Raw genomic sequence first — 15,744 nt, 5'->3', positions numbered from 1 at the left:
ATTTGGGCTGTGGTATACTGGGAATCGTCTAACGGTTAGAAAGATGTGATTATTCAGAAAAATAACAGAACAGGTGGAGAAGAAACATGAATAGCAAGGTGTATCTGTATGATACGACCCTGCGAGATGGTACGCAGGGAGAGGGGATCAGCCTGTCGGTAGAAGACAAGATAAAGATCGCACTGCGGCTGGACCAATTTGGCATTGATTTTATTGAAGGTGGTTGGCCGGGCAGCAATCCAAAGGACATGGCTTTTTTTGAGCGTATCCGGGAGATTTCGTTGCAGCACGCTAAGGTAACGGCTTTTGGCAGTACCTGTAGACCAAATGTAGCTGCTTCCGATGATGACAATCTGCAAGCGTTGATCTTAAGCGGAGCCTCGGCAGCGGCGATCTTCGGGAAATCATGGGACTTGCACGTGACGGATGCTCTTAAGACGACATTGGAAGAAAACGTGCGCATGGTCGCTGATTCGGTCGCATTTTTAAAAGAAAACGGACTGACTACTCTCTTTTTGGCAGAGCATTTCTTCGATGGCTACAAGGCGAATCCGCGTTACGCATTGCGAGTGCTGGAAGCGGCAGAAGAAGCTGGAGCTGACTGGATCGTTCTCTGTGATACAAATGGCGGGACACTGCCGCATGAAGTCTATGATATTGTCAAAACGACTGTGGGCCATCTGCGGACGCCTGTAGGCATTCATCCGCATAATGACAGCGGAGTGGCAGTTGCCAATGCACTAGCTGCGATTCAGGCGGGCGCACAGCAAGTACAAGGAACCATTAACGGCATCGGTGAGCGCTGTGGAAACGTCAACCTGATCTCAGTCGTTCCGAATTTGCAGCTCAAGCTGGGCTATCACTGTGTGAGCACTGATCAATTGCAGGAGTTGACACAGCTGTCTCGCTATGTAGCGGAAATTGCCAACATGACGATGCCGAACAACCAGCCGTTTGTCGGGTATAGTGCTTTTGCTCACAAGGGTGGTATTCACGTAAGCGCCGTTATGCGCGATCCGAAAACGTACGAGCACATCGAGCCGGAAAACATCGGCAACAAACGTCGCGTACTCGTCTCAGAGCTCGCTGGGCAAAGCAATTTGCTCGCCAAAATGGAAGAGCTGGAGATCGATCTGTCGCTGGATCGGGAAAAGGCGAGAGAAATCATTACACACATCAAAGAGCGCGAATTCCAAGGCTATCAATACGAAGGAGCAGAGGCTTCGCTAACGCTGATGCTGCTGGAAGCCTCCGGCAAGCTGAAAAACCTGTTCAAGCTGGACTCCTTCAAAATCATGCTGGAAAAGGCAGCCGTCCAATCAATCACGTCGGAGGCGACTGTGAAGCTGCGTGTGAACGGGGAATCTGTCCATACAGCCGCAGATGGCAACGGTCCGGTGAACGCACTGGACAATGCGATGCGAAAAGCATTGGAAGGCTACTACCCGTGCATTGCAAAAATGCAGCTAGAAGATTACAAGGTGCGTGTCTTGGATGAAAACGGCGCGACTGCCGCAAAAGTACGTGTCCTAATCGAATCCTCGAGCAACGGCGAAAAGTGGAGCACAGTAGGCGTCTCCACCAACGTCATCGAGGCGAGCTGGGAAGCGCTGGCAGACAGTATCCGTTACTTGCTGTGGAAAGAAGGCTGTGAGGAGGTCGGAAGCCTTGCTTCCTCGGGGACGCGCGTAGGGATTGTGAATCATTAATAAAAAGACCAGCCCGAGCATTTGCCGTTGGGCTGGTTTTCTTTGGTATACAAGGTTTAGAAAATAACGATGAACAAACAAAGCTGGTGAGAAGAAAAAGCACAGGGCTCGCAGACCTTGACAACGCCTACCCAGTCGGAACTTCAAAAAGGGGACCACGCTTGTCGAACACTTCTTCCTCGAGAACCTTCCGCCCGTAGGGTGGCTTTGGCTCGACGGTCCCCTTTTTGAAGTGGAGACGGCCAGTCAATCCCCCATGCAGGCGTGTCAGAGTCGAAGAGAACTGTGCTTTTTCTTTTCCTCCACTATGTTGACTCAAACCAGAAAAACCTTCGGTCACGGTTGTGCAGAAGAAACCGGACGATCAATCAGTTGCCGCAGCTTCGTTTCCGTGGCAGAATTCGGGTCAGGCGTGTAAATGCTGCACCGCAAATCCGCATTCCCGGAAACTTGCAGTGAAGTCAGATGAAAGAGCATTTTCCCTGCCTTTGCATGACGGAATTCCAGTAAAACCTCCGGGGCTGAGCTGACGCGGCTTTGCTCCCACAGGTCGTGAAAGTCGGGATGAACCTGCCGCATCTCGCTTAAAAACTGCTCGTACCATTCGTCCTCTACATACTGACCGTAATTGGCACGAAAAATCGCAAGAAAGCCGCTGACGAAATGCTCCCAGTTAACGGCCAGCCGTCGTAATTCCTTTCGCGTAAACACAAGACGGATCAAATTCCGCTCTTCGTAAGGGATTTGTTCAAAATCGAGAAAGACATGTGCGGCTGCCTCGTTCCAGCCGACAATATGACTGCGCCGATCTGTAATGATGGCTGGACACGAGCGCAATTCTTTCAAGATTCTTTTCAGGGCCGGATTGATCTGCGGCGGTTCATCTTTTTGCACGTCTTGCCCGACTCCCGTGCCTGTCTCCAGTGCCAGCGCATACAAATATTTTCGCTCATCGACGGTAAGCTGCAAGGCTCTCGCTACTGCGTCCAGAACAGAAGGCGAGACCTTGATGTCGCGGCCTTGTTCCAGCCATGTATACCAGGTGGAGCTAACCCCCGCGAGCTGTGCAACTTCTTCTCTTCGCAGTCCAGGGGTTCTTCTGCGCGTCCCGGGAGCCAGTCCAACCGATTGTGGCAGGATTTTGGCCCGCTGTGCTTTCAAAAAAGTAGACAGTGCCTGCAAACGCGTTTGCTGATTCATGGTACACTCTCCATTTCCTCAACTGGTTCAGTTTGTTAGACTAGTACTCATTATACTAGGATAAACAACAACTTGTAATAGGATAACCCATGTGACAAGATGATCTCCATAAGGCACTCGAATTGGAGGCTTACTATGGAAAAAGTCGTTGTTACAGGTATGGGTGTGATCTCCCCGGTAGGGAATACAGTGAATCAGTTTTGGAACAGTCTCGTGGAAGGGAAGTCTGGTATCTCACCTATTGATACTTTTGATACAGCACGCTATAAAACGAAAATCGCAGGTTTGGTGCGAGATTTTGATCCGGAGGAGCGTTTTGGGCGCAAAGAAGCGCGGCGAATGGATCGCTTTTGCCAGTTCGCTCTTGCTGCTGTAGAAGAAGCGCTAGAGGATGCAGAGCTTCGGTTGGACGAGTTGGACCGCGAGCGAATCGGGGTATATGTAGGCTCTGGCATTGGTGGGGTAAAGACACTGCTTGAGCAGCATGATGTCCTGCGTGAGCGAGGGCCTGAGAGGATCAGCCCGACGCTGGTTCCCATGCTCATCTCCAACATGGCAGCAGCGATGATCAGCATCAAGTACGGTCTGTACGGGCCGACGATGTCCCCTGTTACTGCTTGCTCGATTGGAAATACGTCTATCGGAGAGGCTTTCCGGCTCATTCGGGCGGGCGCGGCGGATGTCGTCATCGCAGGAGGGTCTGAGGCCGCAGTGACGGATATATCTCTCGCCAGCTTTAGCAATGCGACGGCATTGTCCACGAGAAATGATGATCCAGCAGGAGCGAGTCGTCCATTTGATGCAAAGCGGGATGGGTTTGTCATGGCAGAGGGTGCCGGGATTGTGATATTGGAATCAGAATCACACGCCAAGAAAAGAAACGCCCGGATGTATGCCGAGGTGATTGGCTATGGGGCAAGCTCAGATGCCTATCATATGGTGGCGACACATCCAGAAGGAATCGGTCCCTACCGTGCGATGAAATGGGCTCTCCAGGAAGCAGGGGTGCAAACGACAGACGTCGATGTCATCAGTGCGCACGCGACCAGTACAGAAATCGGAGACCGTTCCGAGACATTGGCAATCAAAAAGCTGTTTGGCGAGCATGCGTATCGTGTACCGGTCACTGCCAACAAATCGATGACCGGTCATATGTTTGGTGCAGCAGGGGGGGCGGAGGCGATCGCCCTGATTAAGAGCTTGCAGGAAGGAATCATTCCCCCGACGATCAATCAGGAGGAGCAAGACCCGGACTGCGATCTGGACTATGTGCCAAATACAGCACGCAAAGCCAAGCTCGACATCGGCATGTCCAATTCCTTTGGCTTTGGCGGTCATAACGCAGTCATCGTATTGAAAAAAGTGTAACGGATAGAGCCTGTTTCCGTAGTCTCCGGTAGACTATGAGAGCAGGCTTTTTTCATTTCGGAAAAATTGTGAAACGTTTTACAGTCCTGATTTCTCTAACTGGGGAGAAAAGGAGGGGAACAGATTGAACAAAAAGCTTGGTCTCGTTGCACGCGCCAAGGCTGGTGATTCAGAGGCATTCCAAATGCTCATGCATCAGGAAAAAGCAAATCTGTACAAGATGGCTTTCGTGTACACGCGAAACGAAGAGGATGCGCTGGAGGTTTTTCAGGAAACGGTCTATAAGGCTTTGATCTCCATTCCAACCGTAAAGGACGATCAATATTTTACGACATGGCTGACGCGAATTTTGATCAACACGGCGATTGCCTATTTGGCTAAAAAGCGAAAGGTAATTTCGCTGAGTAAAGACATGATCGAAAATATGCGAGATACAGAAGGTGTAAGGCTGGAAGAACGAATCGACCTTTTGGAAGCAATGGAAGAGCTCGAAGAAAAGTATGTAACGGTTCTCTTGCTGCGATTTTATAAAGACTATTCTGTGAAGCAAATTGCAGCCTTGCTAGATTGCCCGGAAGGTACCGTGAAAACGAACATACACAGAGGTCTAACTGTATTAAGGAAGAAGCTGAAAGGGGAGTATTTCAATGAGAGAAAAAAATCATGCCTATAAAGAGCAAGTAGATCGCATTCCGGTCCCTACAGAGAAGCTGGACGACATTATCACCAAAACGGTTCGAGAAGCATCGCCACAAAGAAAACGCCTAAATAAAAGGAAGCTGGTGTACAGTACAGGGGCTGCAGTTGTTGCTGTAGGTATCTTGTTTAGCTCAGCGACTGTCTCACCAGCGATGGCGAACCTCGTCTCCAAGGTGCCTTTGATCGGATCGATATTCGCTACTTACGGTGACAGCGGATTGAAGCAAGCGAGTGAAAAAGGTTTAACGACTGTCATCGGCGAGTCGCAGGACGTGGGCGGCAATGCGATTACCGTCAATGAAGTCTACTATGATGGGACACGCTTTACGATTGGTTACACATTAGAAACGAAGGAGGCAGTCGGAGAGCATTATTTAGGCTCCTCACCAGATTTGACAGTGAACGGGGAAGCGTTTGGATACGCAGGAAGCAGCAAGCAAACACAAATCACTCCGACGCTTGCGACCGGAATTGTCGATATCGACGCAATTAATGGCTTGCCTCAGGAATTCAAGCTAGGGCTGAGCTTCCAGGGGGAGGACGGCAAGAAGTGGAGCTTCTCCCTACCAATCAGTGAACGTACAGATACGAAACGCATTCCGATTAATCACCAGCAACAAGCTGGAGGCATTAACCTGAGCGTTTCCGATGTCACAATGGGTCCAGCAGGGCTGGTTGTGAGTTTCCAGGCAGTAACCGAGGAAATTGGGTATTTATCGAGCTATTTGGAATTCAAGGTGGTTGATGAAAAAGGGAACGAGCTGGGAGCGTACTCAGGCGGCAGCCAAGGTAAAAAGTCCGACGGCAAAGAGTTTCTCACGGGTACAAGACGTTACGACCCGGTCACAGCGGATGTAAAAGAATTAACGATCACGCCATATATGTCATTGCCTACGAACGGTGGCGGTGTCGAAATAGATGGCGAAGGAAAAGAAACACTGATCCCATCGGCAATCGAGACGATACAAAAGCATGGAAAGAACATCAAGTTCAATACGTTTACAATTTCCTTGCAAAAATAAAACCACACAAAAAAGCGTCACTCCACGTACTGGAGCGACGCTTCTTTACTTGATCAGGGCAAAAACTAGGATTGCTTTCTCATCGCACCCAGCTCTTCAACGATGGCGGTCATTTCATTGATGCCAAACGCCGCTTTTTTCTGCACCATATTGTACAGGTACAGCAAATCCTCGTAATGAACGAGATCGAAATCCTCCGGGCGCATCACAGCCGTATTCGCCATGTTCAGCTTTGCTTTGATGCCCTCAATGATAATGGCCAAGTTTTCTACTGTCGGTTGATTAAGGTCAGCCATACTTACTCTCTCCTCTCTACAAAGCTGGTATTTATTTCGTCAGTTGCCCACGTGTGACGCCCAACTGGTTCGTTGCCTTCAGGGTACGCCATACGTGTGTACCGCTAACTTCTCCACGTAATGCCTTGCGATACAGACTGATTACTTCTTTCACGCGCTCTGGCTCTTCTTCCAAAAACTCGATGCGGTAGCTACCGACATTCAGAGAGCGGAACTCACTCAAGTACTCAGCACCGGACTGGTCAATCGCGTTATAAACAGTATTGCGGCAACCGGTATCCACACGTACAGGGTGAGAGAAACCGACGCGGTCTTTCAAAGAAATGCGGGAGGTCTCACATGGAGTTCCGCAGTTTGTATGATCAGTACCTTCACTCATGAATGTGCAGTATACGCAGTGCTCGGTGTGGAACATCGGCATGTGCTGATGGATGACCAGCTCCATGTTCGCAGCGTTTGAGCGGCTGAGTAGATCGACCATCTGCTGGATGTTCAGATCGTACGATGGCGTTACGCGCTCAAGACCTGTTGCAAGGAACAGCTCAACTGCCTTGTGGTTCGCGACATTCAAGGAGAAATCGCCAATCAGCGGAATGTCGATTTCATCACGACGGGACAAGTAGTAATAGAGTGCTCCCGTATTGCGCACCAGAATAGCATCTGGCTTGCTTTTTGCGATCAGGGCAAGGACACCGTTTTCATCTGGCATATGAATGCGCATCGTAGCAATCCCGATCTTTTTCCCGTACTTATGAGCCAGCTTGACACCCTCTGGATACTGCTTGACGAATTCAAAGTCAGCGTAGAGGAAGTCCACATCTGTTTGCGCAGCTGCTTCCAATTGCTCAAGCGAGCGGCACAGCGCTGTCAGGAGCGGCTTTTCCACTGGTTTTCTCGTTGGTACGTCCGCGTATACATTGATATCGTGATGATGGTAAATCGGCGGCTTGGAACGCAGGAACACGAGCTGCTCGACTGCGTCACGGCGCATCCGGTTCAACTCACTGACAGGTACGATGAGATCCCCTTCGAGATCGACAGTCAGGTCGTGAGCTTCCAGGTGGAAAATAGTTCCGCCCAGACGGCTGAGTTGATCGTGCAGCAATTCCTTCGTCAGAGGACGCTTCAAAGCAGTCTCCAGCAGTACCTCGGAAGGAACACTGACAGCGTGATTTGCCTGTTTATCCACCCAAGTGACGCTGAGCTTTTCACCCAGCTTTCCGCTTACGTGAACGGACAGCGGGAAAGTGCGATAAGGCTTTTCTGTCTCAAACGTTTTGCGCAGGCGACGATCCAGCTCAGGATCGCTCGTCTTCCATACGCGGTCCCCGACATGGAGACGCTTCAGATTCACGTCATTGCGTCCCATGACGATTTCGTACAGGCCTTTGGAAACTTCGCCTTCTACTTTTTTACTGCGGCTCAAAATATCGTAGATGCGACCGCCTTCTTCTTTTTGAGTGGGGTCACCCGCGTCGAACACGATTCCGTCTCCGCGTTTGACAGGAGCAGTGATGTCCACCAGTACGCCGGTAGGAAGCAGTTTTTTTACGGTTCCCAAAAACACACCGCGGCTTTTCGGGAACGAACCATCTACGAGCTGCTTGTTGTTTGTCCCGGTCAAAAATCCGTGTGTAAACCCGCGAGAGAAGCTTTGTTGCAGCTCGCGAACTTCTACCTCGGATGGTCCCGTATCTTGTCCGGCAAAATAACGCTCGATGGCGGCATTGTATTTGCTCACAACGTTTGCCACGTATTCAGGTGTTTTCAGGCGGCCTTCAATTTTAAAGGAAGTCACGCCAGCCTCGATCAGCTCAGGAACCAAATCGATAGCAGCCAAGTCCTTCGGGGACAGCACGTAAGCGATATTCCCCATTTCCTTCTGCACACCGTCTACCATCAGATCATACGGTAAACGACAGGCTTGGGCACACTCCCCGCGGTTTGCCGAGCGTCCACCCCACATTTCCGAGGTCAGACATTGTCCGGAATAAGAAACGCACAAGGCACCGTGGACGAATACTTCCATTGGCAGCTTTGCTTTTTCTCCGATTTTTTTGATCTCTTTTAATGAATTTTCACGACCGAGTACGACGCGTTCCATATCAAACGGCTTCGTGAACTCCACCGCTTCTGGCGAAGTGATCGTCATTTGTGTAGAGCCGTGAATCGGGAAGTCTGGAGAAATCTCGCGGATCATCTTTACAAGACCGAGGTCTTGAACGATCACAGCGTCTACTCCAGCGTGAATACAGGCGTCTATCAGCTCGCGTGCATCCTCTAGTTCATTTTCAAATACGAGAATATTAAAGGTAAGGAAGCCCTTTACCCCGTACATGTGCAAATAAGCCATAATCTCAGGCAGTTCTGCCATTTGGAAGTTCTCAGCACGAGCACGCGCGTTGAACTTTTCTACCCCAAAAAAGATGGCATTGGCTCCGTTGGCCACGGCTGCCTTCAAACAATCCCAGTTACCAGCAGGTGCCAATAGCTCGATATCTTCACGCTTTATACCATTTCGCATGTGTATGTCATTACCTCCAAGGTCTTCAAACAAGCTCTTCTTCATCATAGGGAAATGTGCTGGTCACCGCAACAAAAACATCCTTTCTGCCAGATGTTGAAAATGTGCCTTCCAGAAAGACACCTGTGATGTTATTCTGTAAGAAAAATCGAAATATTCTAAGAGCCAGGGGAACCGATATATGTTAATCATCAAAGACATTTTGCTACAGTTACTGTTCGTTATCGTCCCTGTTTTGCTGTATAGAAATGTTTGGCTGGGGCGATCAACCTCGAACAAGATGAGCGTCAAGTCATCCATGGTTATCGTTTGTAGCTCGATCAGTGTCATTTTTGCCATGAGCTTTCCAGTACAACTCAGTAATGGTATGGAGTACGATTTACGCTCGATACCGATCATTATTACCATTTTATACGCCGGGTATATCCCGGGTATTTTGACGATTTTGGTGATGTTTGTCGTAAGGATCGTTTTGGGTGGCGATGGCGTTCTCATAACGATTCTTGGAGCGATGGTCTACGCGATCATACCGTTTTTGTTGGTCACTCGTTGGTATGGCTACTCTTTGCGAAAAAAACTAGCGGTCGTTCTCTTGATCGGCTGCTTGAAGCAGCTATCCATCATCGGTGGGGGGATGGTTGTTTTGATCTGGAAAGGGTTCTCGTTGTCCATCATTAACGATTATTTGGAGCCGCTAGTGGAAATCGGCTACCTCGCTTTGATCGTACAAGGTGGAGCCGTTTATTTCATCGAGTTTATTCGAGAATCTCATATTATCCGCAAGCAGGTCGAACGCTCGGAAAAGCTGAACCTGATCAGTGAGCTGGCCGCTAGTGTTGCCCATGAAGTGCGCAACCCACTCACAGTGGTACGAGGCTTTGTCCAATTGTTGCGTGAGGAGACGAATCCGAAAAACATTGAATACATCCGATTGGTTCTAAATGAACTCGATCGGGCTGAATTTATCATTTCCGACTATTTAAATCTGGCCAAGCCTCATTCTGAGACGCTGGAGCGACTGGAGATTGCGCATACCGTGAAAGAAGTGACCGCCATCATGTCCTCTTACAGCGTCATGAACCGAGTGGAAATCGCCTGTGAGACCGAACCGGGCTTATTCGTTGAGAGCAACGCCGTTAAGCTCAAGCAAGCATTGATGAATCTGATGAAAAACGGCATCGAATCGATGGGACAAGGTGGCGTACTGCACGTCACCGTACAAGCAGCCGGGAACTATCATGAGATTTCCATCAAGGATGAGGGAGAGGGGATGACGCCGGAGCAGATTGAACAGATTGGGTTGCCTTTTTATTCTACAAAGGAAAAAGGGACAGGTCTCGGTTTGATGGTAACCTGCCGGATCATCGAGGCGATGCAAGGGACGATCCACTTTCAGAGTGAACACGGGCACGGAACGCAGGTGACGATTCAACTGCCTGCTGTGTATACGACCGAAAAAGGAGGCGAACATGGACAAAGAACAAGAGGTGTGGGAGCGACTCTTTCATGAGTTGGCTGTCATCAGAAGTGAATTAAAAGCGTTCAAGCTCGAGACACGTGCAGAGCTCTACCAAATCAAAAGCGAGCTGAAAGAATGGCAGCAGCGTGAAGAACAGCGAAGGCTCCCGAACGAAGGGGAATAAACCATGCAACGTTACGTAACCCGATGGTGGCAAAAAACAGGAAAAGCTGTTTTCGCAGCAGGCTTTGCTTTAGCGCTTGCTGCATGCGGACAACCACAGGAAGCAGCAAAGCCTGCCACACAACCAACGACAGAAGCTACACCGGCTAGTGCATCTGGGCAATCCGAACAAATACTCAGACTGAATAACTTTACAGAACCGCTTTCTCTTCATCCCGGACTCATTTCGGATGTTTGGTCATCCAATGTTATTTTTCAGACGTTTGAGGGGCTGACTCGCATTGACGACAAGGGCGTTCCACAGCCCGCCATGGCACAGGAAATCAAGGCATCAGATGATTTGCTGACGTACACCTTCACGATTCGCGACAAAGCGAAGTGGTCGAACGGCGATCCCGTGACCGCGCACGATTTTGAAAACGCCTGGAAATGGGCACTCGATTCCAAAAACGGTTCCCAGTATGCCTATCAGCTGTTTTATGTAAAAAATGCAGAAGCGGCCTTTGCAGGCAAAGCGAAGCCCGAAGAGATCGGGGTCAAGGCAACAGATGACAAAACATTGGTCGTCCAACTGGAAAACCCGACGCCATTTTTTCTGGAGCTGACGGCTTTTTACAGCTACTTTCCGCTAAATACCAAAGTGGTGAAAGACAATCCGGACTGGGCGAAAGAAGCAGGATCAGCCTACACCTCGAATGGACCGTTCAAGCTCGATACGTGGGAGCATAAAACCAAGCTGACGCTTGTGAAAAACGAGCATTATTGGGACGCAGACGCTGTCAAGCTGACCAAAATCGAAATGAATATGATCAATGACGCGAATACAGAGCTGTCGATGCTGGAGGGTGGCGATCTCGATTGGGCAGGTGCCCCGACAGGCAATCTTCCGCTCGACGCGATGCCGACCTTGAAGGAAAAAGGATTGCTGGTAATCACACCAAAAGCCGGGACGTATTGGTATGAATTCAACACAGAGCAAAAGCCTTTCCACAACAAAAAAATTCGCCAAGCCTTTTCATACGCGATCAACCGGAAAGACATCGTGGAGAACATCACTCAGGGAGGGGAATTGGTTGCGACAGCCGTAGTGCCGCCTACCATGTTTGCTGAGAACGAGCAAGGCTTGTTTACAGACAACGACATAGAAAAAGCCAAGCAGCTGTTGGCGGAAGGCATGAAGGAAGAAGGGTATGCCAGCGTCGACCAGCTCCCGCCGATTACACTATCCTATAATACGGAGGAAGCACAGACCAAAATCGCGCAAGCTGTACAGGACATGTGGCAAAAAAACTTGGGTGTGCACGTCAAGCTGGAGAATCAGGAATGGAATGTCTACTATGAAAACGTGAAAAACGGGAAGTACCAAGTAGCACGGATGGGGTGGACAGGGGATTTCAACGATCCGATCAACTTCCTAGAAATATTCCGAACGAAGGAAGGCAACAACCATACTCGTTGGGAGAATCGTCAATATGCCGATCTATTGGCGGCTTCTGCCAAGGAGAAGGATGCTGCCAAACGAAAAGCGATCTTGCAAGAGGCGGAGAAAATCCTGGTGGACGAAATGCCAGTCATACCGTTTTACTTTAAGTCTACGGTGTATGCACAGAACCCCAAGTTGAAAGGCGTAGTCATTTCAGGTTTGGGCCACGCGCAGTACAAATGGGCGTATTTCGAATAAATCACAAGTAGTCACATTCGAAGGGCTGGTCAGTCGGATTATTCCACGACCAGCCCTTCGAATACGATAGAGACCTTCTCTTCCATGATTTCTTCGAGTGCCCAGGCGCCTTCGCTGCGTACCCAATCATAAAGAGCGTTATAGTAGATATTTTCCAACATATTCGCAGCGACAAGAGGGTTGAATTTGCTTTTCAATTGATTCTTTTCTTGCGCTTCTTCAATCAAGTCAGCGAACAGTTGACGCAATTCAAAGTACATATTCTTTTCATTCTCAAGCACTTTCCGATGTTTCATCGAGGATTCTACGACGACTTTGATGAAATCGAAATTGGTGATGGTGACTTCATTCATGATCTTGTAGATCCGGAGCACCTTCGATTTGCATTCGTTACCATAATCCCACTCTTCCCGGCGCTCCTCGATTTCATGCAGACGCTCATATCCCCAGTTAGCGAGAATGGCTTCCTTTGAAGTGAAATGCAGAAAGATCGTACCGCGTGCAACATCCGCTTCTTCGGAAATCATGTCGATTGTGGTTGCTTCAAAGCCGTGCGTTTTAAAGAGCTTGATGGCAGCATTGAAGATTTTTTCGCGGGTTTCGCGCTTTTTCCGTTCCCGTCTCGTCGTCAAGTATGTAGCACCTCCTTATGAACTCGTACGCTTGATTATAACACAACCGTTACCTAACAAAAGAATAGTTCATGCAATTGAGCATAAATTAGGTGAAAAAAGGATAGACTTCTGCGCAGCTCGAATGTATATTTATATACTATAATGAATAAATATTAAATCATACCAGGCTCGAAATGCATGGGGTGGAGGAGAGTAAAATGGGTGTTGCAAAGGCACTGGCAGTACGTCAGGCTACGATGAAAGACGTGGATGCCATGTTGGAGATTGTTAATGAATATGCACAACAAGGCTTGATGCTGCCACGTACGAAGCTGTCTTTCTTAGAAAACTTGCAATCCTTTATTGTCGCTCATGATGGAGATTCGGTCGTAGGTGTCGCAGGCCTACATATTTTGTGGGAGGATCTGGCTGAGATCCGCTCCTTGGCTATCTCGGAAAAAGCGAAGGGGATGGGTGTTGGAAAACATCTGGTTCTTCATTTGGTTGAGCAATGCCGCCTTTTGGGCATTAAACGTGTATTGGCGCTGACCTATCAACAAGTGTTTTTTGAAAAGTGCGGGTTTTGGGTGGTTGCCAAGGAAACACTGCCGCAAAAAGCTTGGAAGGATTGCATTAACTGCTCCAAACTGCCGATGTGCGACGAAATTGCTATGATTTTCGAAACAGCCTGATACATTTGGTCTAGCCTTCCTTTTTTCTTTTCTGGTACTATATTCATATAAATAGTAGAAATATAAACAATATTCTACAAGTATACCAGAAAAAGAGATTGGCAAAAATGGGGGGCTTTTCCATGAAGCTAGGCGCTCGTATATTGCTCGTTCTACTACTGGCAGGAAGTGTACCGTTGACGGCAGCGGGAGTATTTGCTTATCAGGAATCCAAGCAGGAATTGTTGAACGGAAGCGCCGCTACACTGGAAGCGCTGCGTCACAGCAATAAGGAACAGGTGGAAAATTACTTTCGCGAGCGAGCCAGGAACGTGGATACATTGGCTGCATCGGGAACAGTAATGTCTGCCCTTTCTTCGTTTGAGGACGTCTGGCGGCAAGGCCTGGAATCGCCAGCTTATGAAGAAGTGCAAGCGCAGTATACGAACGAATTGAAGATGGAGGTCGCGCGCTACGGCTTCGTAAATGCTTTTTTGTTAAATGCACAAGGGGACATCGTTTATGAGACAAAGCCGCAGGCCGATTTTGGAACCAATCTCCTGACAGGCCCACACGCTGACTCTGTACTTGGCCAGACTGTGCAGCAAGTCAGGAAAACCCAAAGCGCAGAAATGTCAGACCTCGGCAATTACGAACCATCTGGAGGGGCGCCAGGGGTATACATTGCAGCGCCGATCTACGAACGAGGCTACATCATTGGGCAAATAGCCGTCGAAGTATCCATGGATTATATTTCAAGAATATTCAACCAACGGGAAGGGCTGGGGGAAACCGGGAAGATTTACTTGGTGGGCGGTCCGGACAAGCTCATGCGCTCGCAACTGGGTAGTGGACCAAATACGTTGTTACAGCAAAAAGTAGATACACCCATCGTCGATCAAGTCTTGCTCACCCAACAATCCGAAGGAACGGTCGAAAGCATGGATTACTTAGGACAGCAAGTACTCGTATCCTACGATCAGGTCAAAGTGGGGAAGAAGACGTGGGCGATTTTGGCAGAGATGAACATGACCGAAATACTGGAGGGCCCAACCCGCATTCGGGATGCCATGATTGCCTTTAATGGTGCCGTCCTCTTGCTCATCGTCATCATCTCGTTATTTACAGCAAACTGGCTTCGCCGCTCGTTTCGCGGCATGCTTGCCGTGGCAGAGCGGATTGGGCATGGGGATTTTTCGCGAGAGATACCTGACAAGCTATTAAAACGAAAAGACGAACTAGGGGAGCTTGCAGGGTCTCTTGTTACGATGCAGAAGCAACTGCGCAAAATTTTGTTTCAGATTCAGCAGGCAGCCGCTTCCGTATCCGGTGCCGTACGTAATATTCAGGGAAACACCAGTGAGATTGCCGCTTCCAGCCAGCAAATTGTCCTCGTCGTCGATCAAGTGGCTGCATCTGCCGACAGTCAGGTAGAAAAAATGGGACAAACCTTGAATCTGGCTGTTGATTTAACGAAAGATGTGGCGGTTGTAACGGAAAATGTAGAACGGGTGACCGTATCTGCGGAAGAAATGAAGCAGCATGCACATGCTGGCAGACGCGCGATCACAGATGTGATGGACAGCATGGACGAAATCAATCGTTCGGTAGAAGCTGCAACGGATGTCATTCATGTATTAGAAGGGCGCTCGAAGGACATTTCGAGAATTATCTCGGTCATTACAGAAATTGCCCGACAGACCAATCTGCTAGCCTTGAATGCTGCGATTGAAGCGGCCAGAGCAGGAGAGCATGGCAAGGGATTTGCAGTCGTCGCAGGAGAAGTTCGCAAGCTGGCAGAAGATACCAACAATGCTGCCCAGCAGATTGTAGGCATGATTGGAGACGTACAAAAGGATACAAAGGAAGCGGTCGCCAGGATGGTCGAGGGTGCCCAAACGACCGCCCGCGGCATGAAGACAGCACATCAATCGCAAGAGATGTTCCAGCATATCGAGGAAAACATCCTCGGGGTGTCGCAGGAAATTAACGGTGTCAGTGAAGCCTTCAGGCGTATGGCACCGGATGCCCAACAGGTAGCCGTTGTCGCTGGGGAAGTATCGTCTGCATCGATGCAAGCGGCTGCCGGTGTTCAAAGCATCTCGGCTGCGGTAGAGGAGCAGAGTGCAGCGATGGAGCTCATTGCTGATGCTGCGACTCAGTTGGCCATTCTAGCAGAAGAGCTGAGAAGCTCACTTGCAGCCTTTGTTTCGCGCGAAAATTAAGAAAAAAGGGACGGAGCAAAAGCCGGTGACAACTGCCTTTTCTCCCGTCTCTTTTTGTATTTTGGAAGGATATCTCACACAAAATGTTGAATG

The 15,744-nt window shown here is 49.2% G+C and carries 13 protein-coding genes; 9 read left to right on the top strand and 4 right to left on the bottom strand.

Features of this window, described 5'->3' with window-relative positions:
* Nucleotides 1-86: 86 nt before the first annotated feature.
* Complete coding sequence (gene cimA / locus AB432_RS22570) at nucleotides 87-1,709, top strand: citramalate synthase (protein ID WP_048034184.1); 1,623 nt, start codon at nucleotides 87-89, stop codon at nucleotides 1,707-1,709.
* A gap of 336 nt (nucleotides 1,710-2,045) precedes the next feature.
* Here the strand turns inward: cimA and AB432_RS22560 are convergent, their stop codons facing one another.
* Nucleotides 2,046-2,909: a helix-turn-helix transcriptional regulator gene (locus AB432_RS22560; RefSeq protein WP_048034183.1), complete on the bottom strand. Its 864-nt coding sequence runs from the start codon at nucleotides 2,907-2,909 to the stop codon at nucleotides 2,046-2,048.
* A 135-nt stretch (nucleotides 2,910-3,044) separates the two neighbouring features.
* On the opposite strand from AB432_RS22560, the gene fabF reads away from it, so the two are divergent.
* The 3 genes from fabF (at nucleotide 3,045) to AB432_RS22545 (ending at nucleotide 5,998) form a co-directional block, all read left to right on the top strand.
* Nucleotides 3,045-4,277 carry a beta-ketoacyl-ACP synthase II gene (fabF, locus tag AB432_RS22555; RefSeq protein WP_048034182.1) on the top strand — a complete coding sequence of 411 codons (1,233 nt, stop codon included), beginning with the start codon at nucleotides 3,045-3,047 and terminating at the stop codon, nucleotides 4,275-4,277.
* Between the two features lie 124 nt (nucleotides 4,278-4,401).
* Nucleotides 4,402-4,950: a sigma-70 family RNA polymerase sigma factor gene (locus tag AB432_RS22550; RefSeq protein WP_082195980.1), complete on the top strand. Its 549-nt coding sequence runs from the start codon at nucleotides 4,402-4,404 to the stop codon at nucleotides 4,948-4,950.
* On the top strand, nucleotides 4,925-5,998 hold the full coding sequence (locus tag AB432_RS22545) for a DUF4179 domain-containing protein (protein WP_048034181.1): 1,074 nt from the start codon (nucleotides 4,925-4,927) through the stop codon (nucleotides 5,996-5,998). Before AB432_RS22550 ends, AB432_RS22545 begins: the two co-directional genes overlap by 26 nt.
* A 65-nt stretch (nucleotides 5,999-6,063) precedes the next feature.
* On the opposite strand, the gene AB432_RS22540 is transcribed toward AB432_RS22545, so the two are convergent.
* Together AB432_RS22540 and AB432_RS22535 are read right to left on the bottom strand one after the other, a co-directional pair.
* Nucleotides 6,064-6,294, bottom strand: coding sequence for a DUF1128 domain-containing protein (locus tag AB432_RS22540; protein WP_015892616.1), 231 nt, complete (start codon nucleotides 6,292-6,294; stop codon nucleotides 6,064-6,066).
* Between the two features lie 31 nt (nucleotides 6,295-6,325).
* Nucleotides 6,326-8,818: a U32 family peptidase gene (locus AB432_RS22535; RefSeq protein ID WP_048034180.1), complete on the bottom strand. Its 2,493-nt coding sequence runs from the start codon at nucleotides 8,816-8,818 to the stop codon at nucleotides 6,326-6,328.
* A gap of 181 nt (nucleotides 8,819-8,999) precedes the next feature.
* On the opposite strand from AB432_RS22535, the gene AB432_RS22530 reads away from it, so the two are divergent.
* From AB432_RS22530 to AB432_RS22525, 3 genes are read left to right on the top strand one after another with little or no spacing between them, the layout of a single operon-like run.
* A complete protein-coding gene (locus AB432_RS22530) occupies nucleotides 9,000-10,328 on the top strand; it encodes an ATP-binding protein (protein ID WP_048034179.1) in 1,329 nt (442 codons plus the stop codon).
* Complete coding sequence (locus tag AB432_RS30895; RefSeq protein ID WP_173629375.1) at nucleotides 10,288-10,461, top strand: hypothetical protein; 174 nt, start codon at nucleotides 10,288-10,290, stop codon at nucleotides 10,459-10,461. Before AB432_RS22530 ends, AB432_RS30895 begins: the two co-directional genes overlap by 41 nt.
* Nucleotides 10,462-10,464: 3 nt before the next feature.
* A complete protein-coding gene (locus tag AB432_RS22525; protein WP_048034178.1) occupies nucleotides 10,465-12,141 on the top strand; it encodes a peptide ABC transporter substrate-binding protein in 1,677 nt (558 codons plus the stop codon).
* A gap of 38 nt (nucleotides 12,142-12,179) precedes the next feature.
* On the opposite strand, the gene AB432_RS22520 is transcribed toward AB432_RS22525, so the two are convergent.
* Nucleotides 12,180-12,773 (bottom strand): TetR/AcrR family transcriptional regulator, encoded by a 594-nt coding sequence (locus AB432_RS22520; protein ID WP_017250658.1) that lies wholly within the window; start codon nucleotides 12,771-12,773, stop codon nucleotides 12,180-12,182.
* Between the two features lie 200 nt (nucleotides 12,774-12,973).
* Here AB432_RS22520 and AB432_RS22515 point away from each other — a divergent pair, with 200 nt between their 5' ends.
* On the top strand, nucleotides 12,974-13,447 hold the full coding sequence (locus AB432_RS22515) for an N-acetyltransferase (protein ID WP_007722846.1): 474 nt from the start codon (nucleotides 12,974-12,976) through the stop codon (nucleotides 13,445-13,447).
* Between the two features lie 122 nt (nucleotides 13,448-13,569).
* On the top strand, nucleotides 13,570-15,651 hold the full coding sequence (locus tag AB432_RS22510; RefSeq protein WP_048035920.1) for a methyl-accepting chemotaxis protein: 2,082 nt from the start codon (nucleotides 13,570-13,572) through the stop codon (nucleotides 15,649-15,651).
* Nucleotides 15,652-15,744: the final 93 nt, after the last annotated feature.

The organism is Brevibacillus brevis (assembly GCF_001039275.2).
Lineage (GTDB): Bacteria > Bacillota > Bacilli > Brevibacillales > Brevibacillaceae > Brevibacillus > Brevibacillus brevis_C.
The sequence above is the reverse complement of the archived record's forward strand: the minus strand, read 5'-3'. Positions and strand labels throughout refer to the sequence as shown.

Coding starts and splice junctions, on each gene's coding strand:
- cimA (WP_048034184.1), top strand. CDS start 87: ATGAATAGCAAGGTGTATCTGTATGATACGACCCTGCGAGATGGTACG.
- AB432_RS22560 (WP_048034183.1), bottom strand. CDS start 2,909: ATGAATCAGCAAACGCGTTTGCAGGCACTGTCTACTTTTTTGAAAGCA.
- fabF (WP_048034182.1), top strand. CDS start 3,045: ATGGAAAAAGTCGTTGTTACAGGTATGGGTGTGATCTCCCCGGTAGGG.
- AB432_RS22545 (WP_048034181.1), top strand. CDS start 4,925: ATGAGAGAAAAAAATCATGCCTATAAAGAGCAAGTAGATCGCATTCCG.
- AB432_RS22540 (WP_015892616.1), bottom strand. CDS start 6,294: ATGGCTGACCTTAATCAACCGACAGTAGAAAACTTGGCCATTATCATT.
- AB432_RS22535 (WP_048034180.1), bottom strand. CDS start 8,818: ATGCGAAATGGTATAAAGCGTGAAGATATCGAGCTATTGGCACCTGCT.
- AB432_RS22530 (WP_048034179.1), top strand. CDS start 9,000: ATGTTAATCATCAAAGACATTTTGCTACAGTTACTGTTCGTTATCGTC.
- AB432_RS30895 (WP_173629375.1), top strand. CDS start 10,288: ATGGACAAAGAACAAGAGGTGTGGGAGCGACTCTTTCATGAGTTGGCT.
- AB432_RS22525 (WP_048034178.1), top strand. CDS start 10,465: ATGCAACGTTACGTAACCCGATGGTGGCAAAAAACAGGAAAAGCTGTT.
- AB432_RS22515 (WP_007722846.1), top strand. CDS start 12,974: ATGGGTGTTGCAAAGGCACTGGCAGTACGTCAGGCTACGATGAAAGAC.
- AB432_RS22510 (WP_048035920.1), top strand. CDS start 13,570: ATGAAGCTAGGCGCTCGTATATTGCTCGTTCTACTACTGGCAGGAAGT.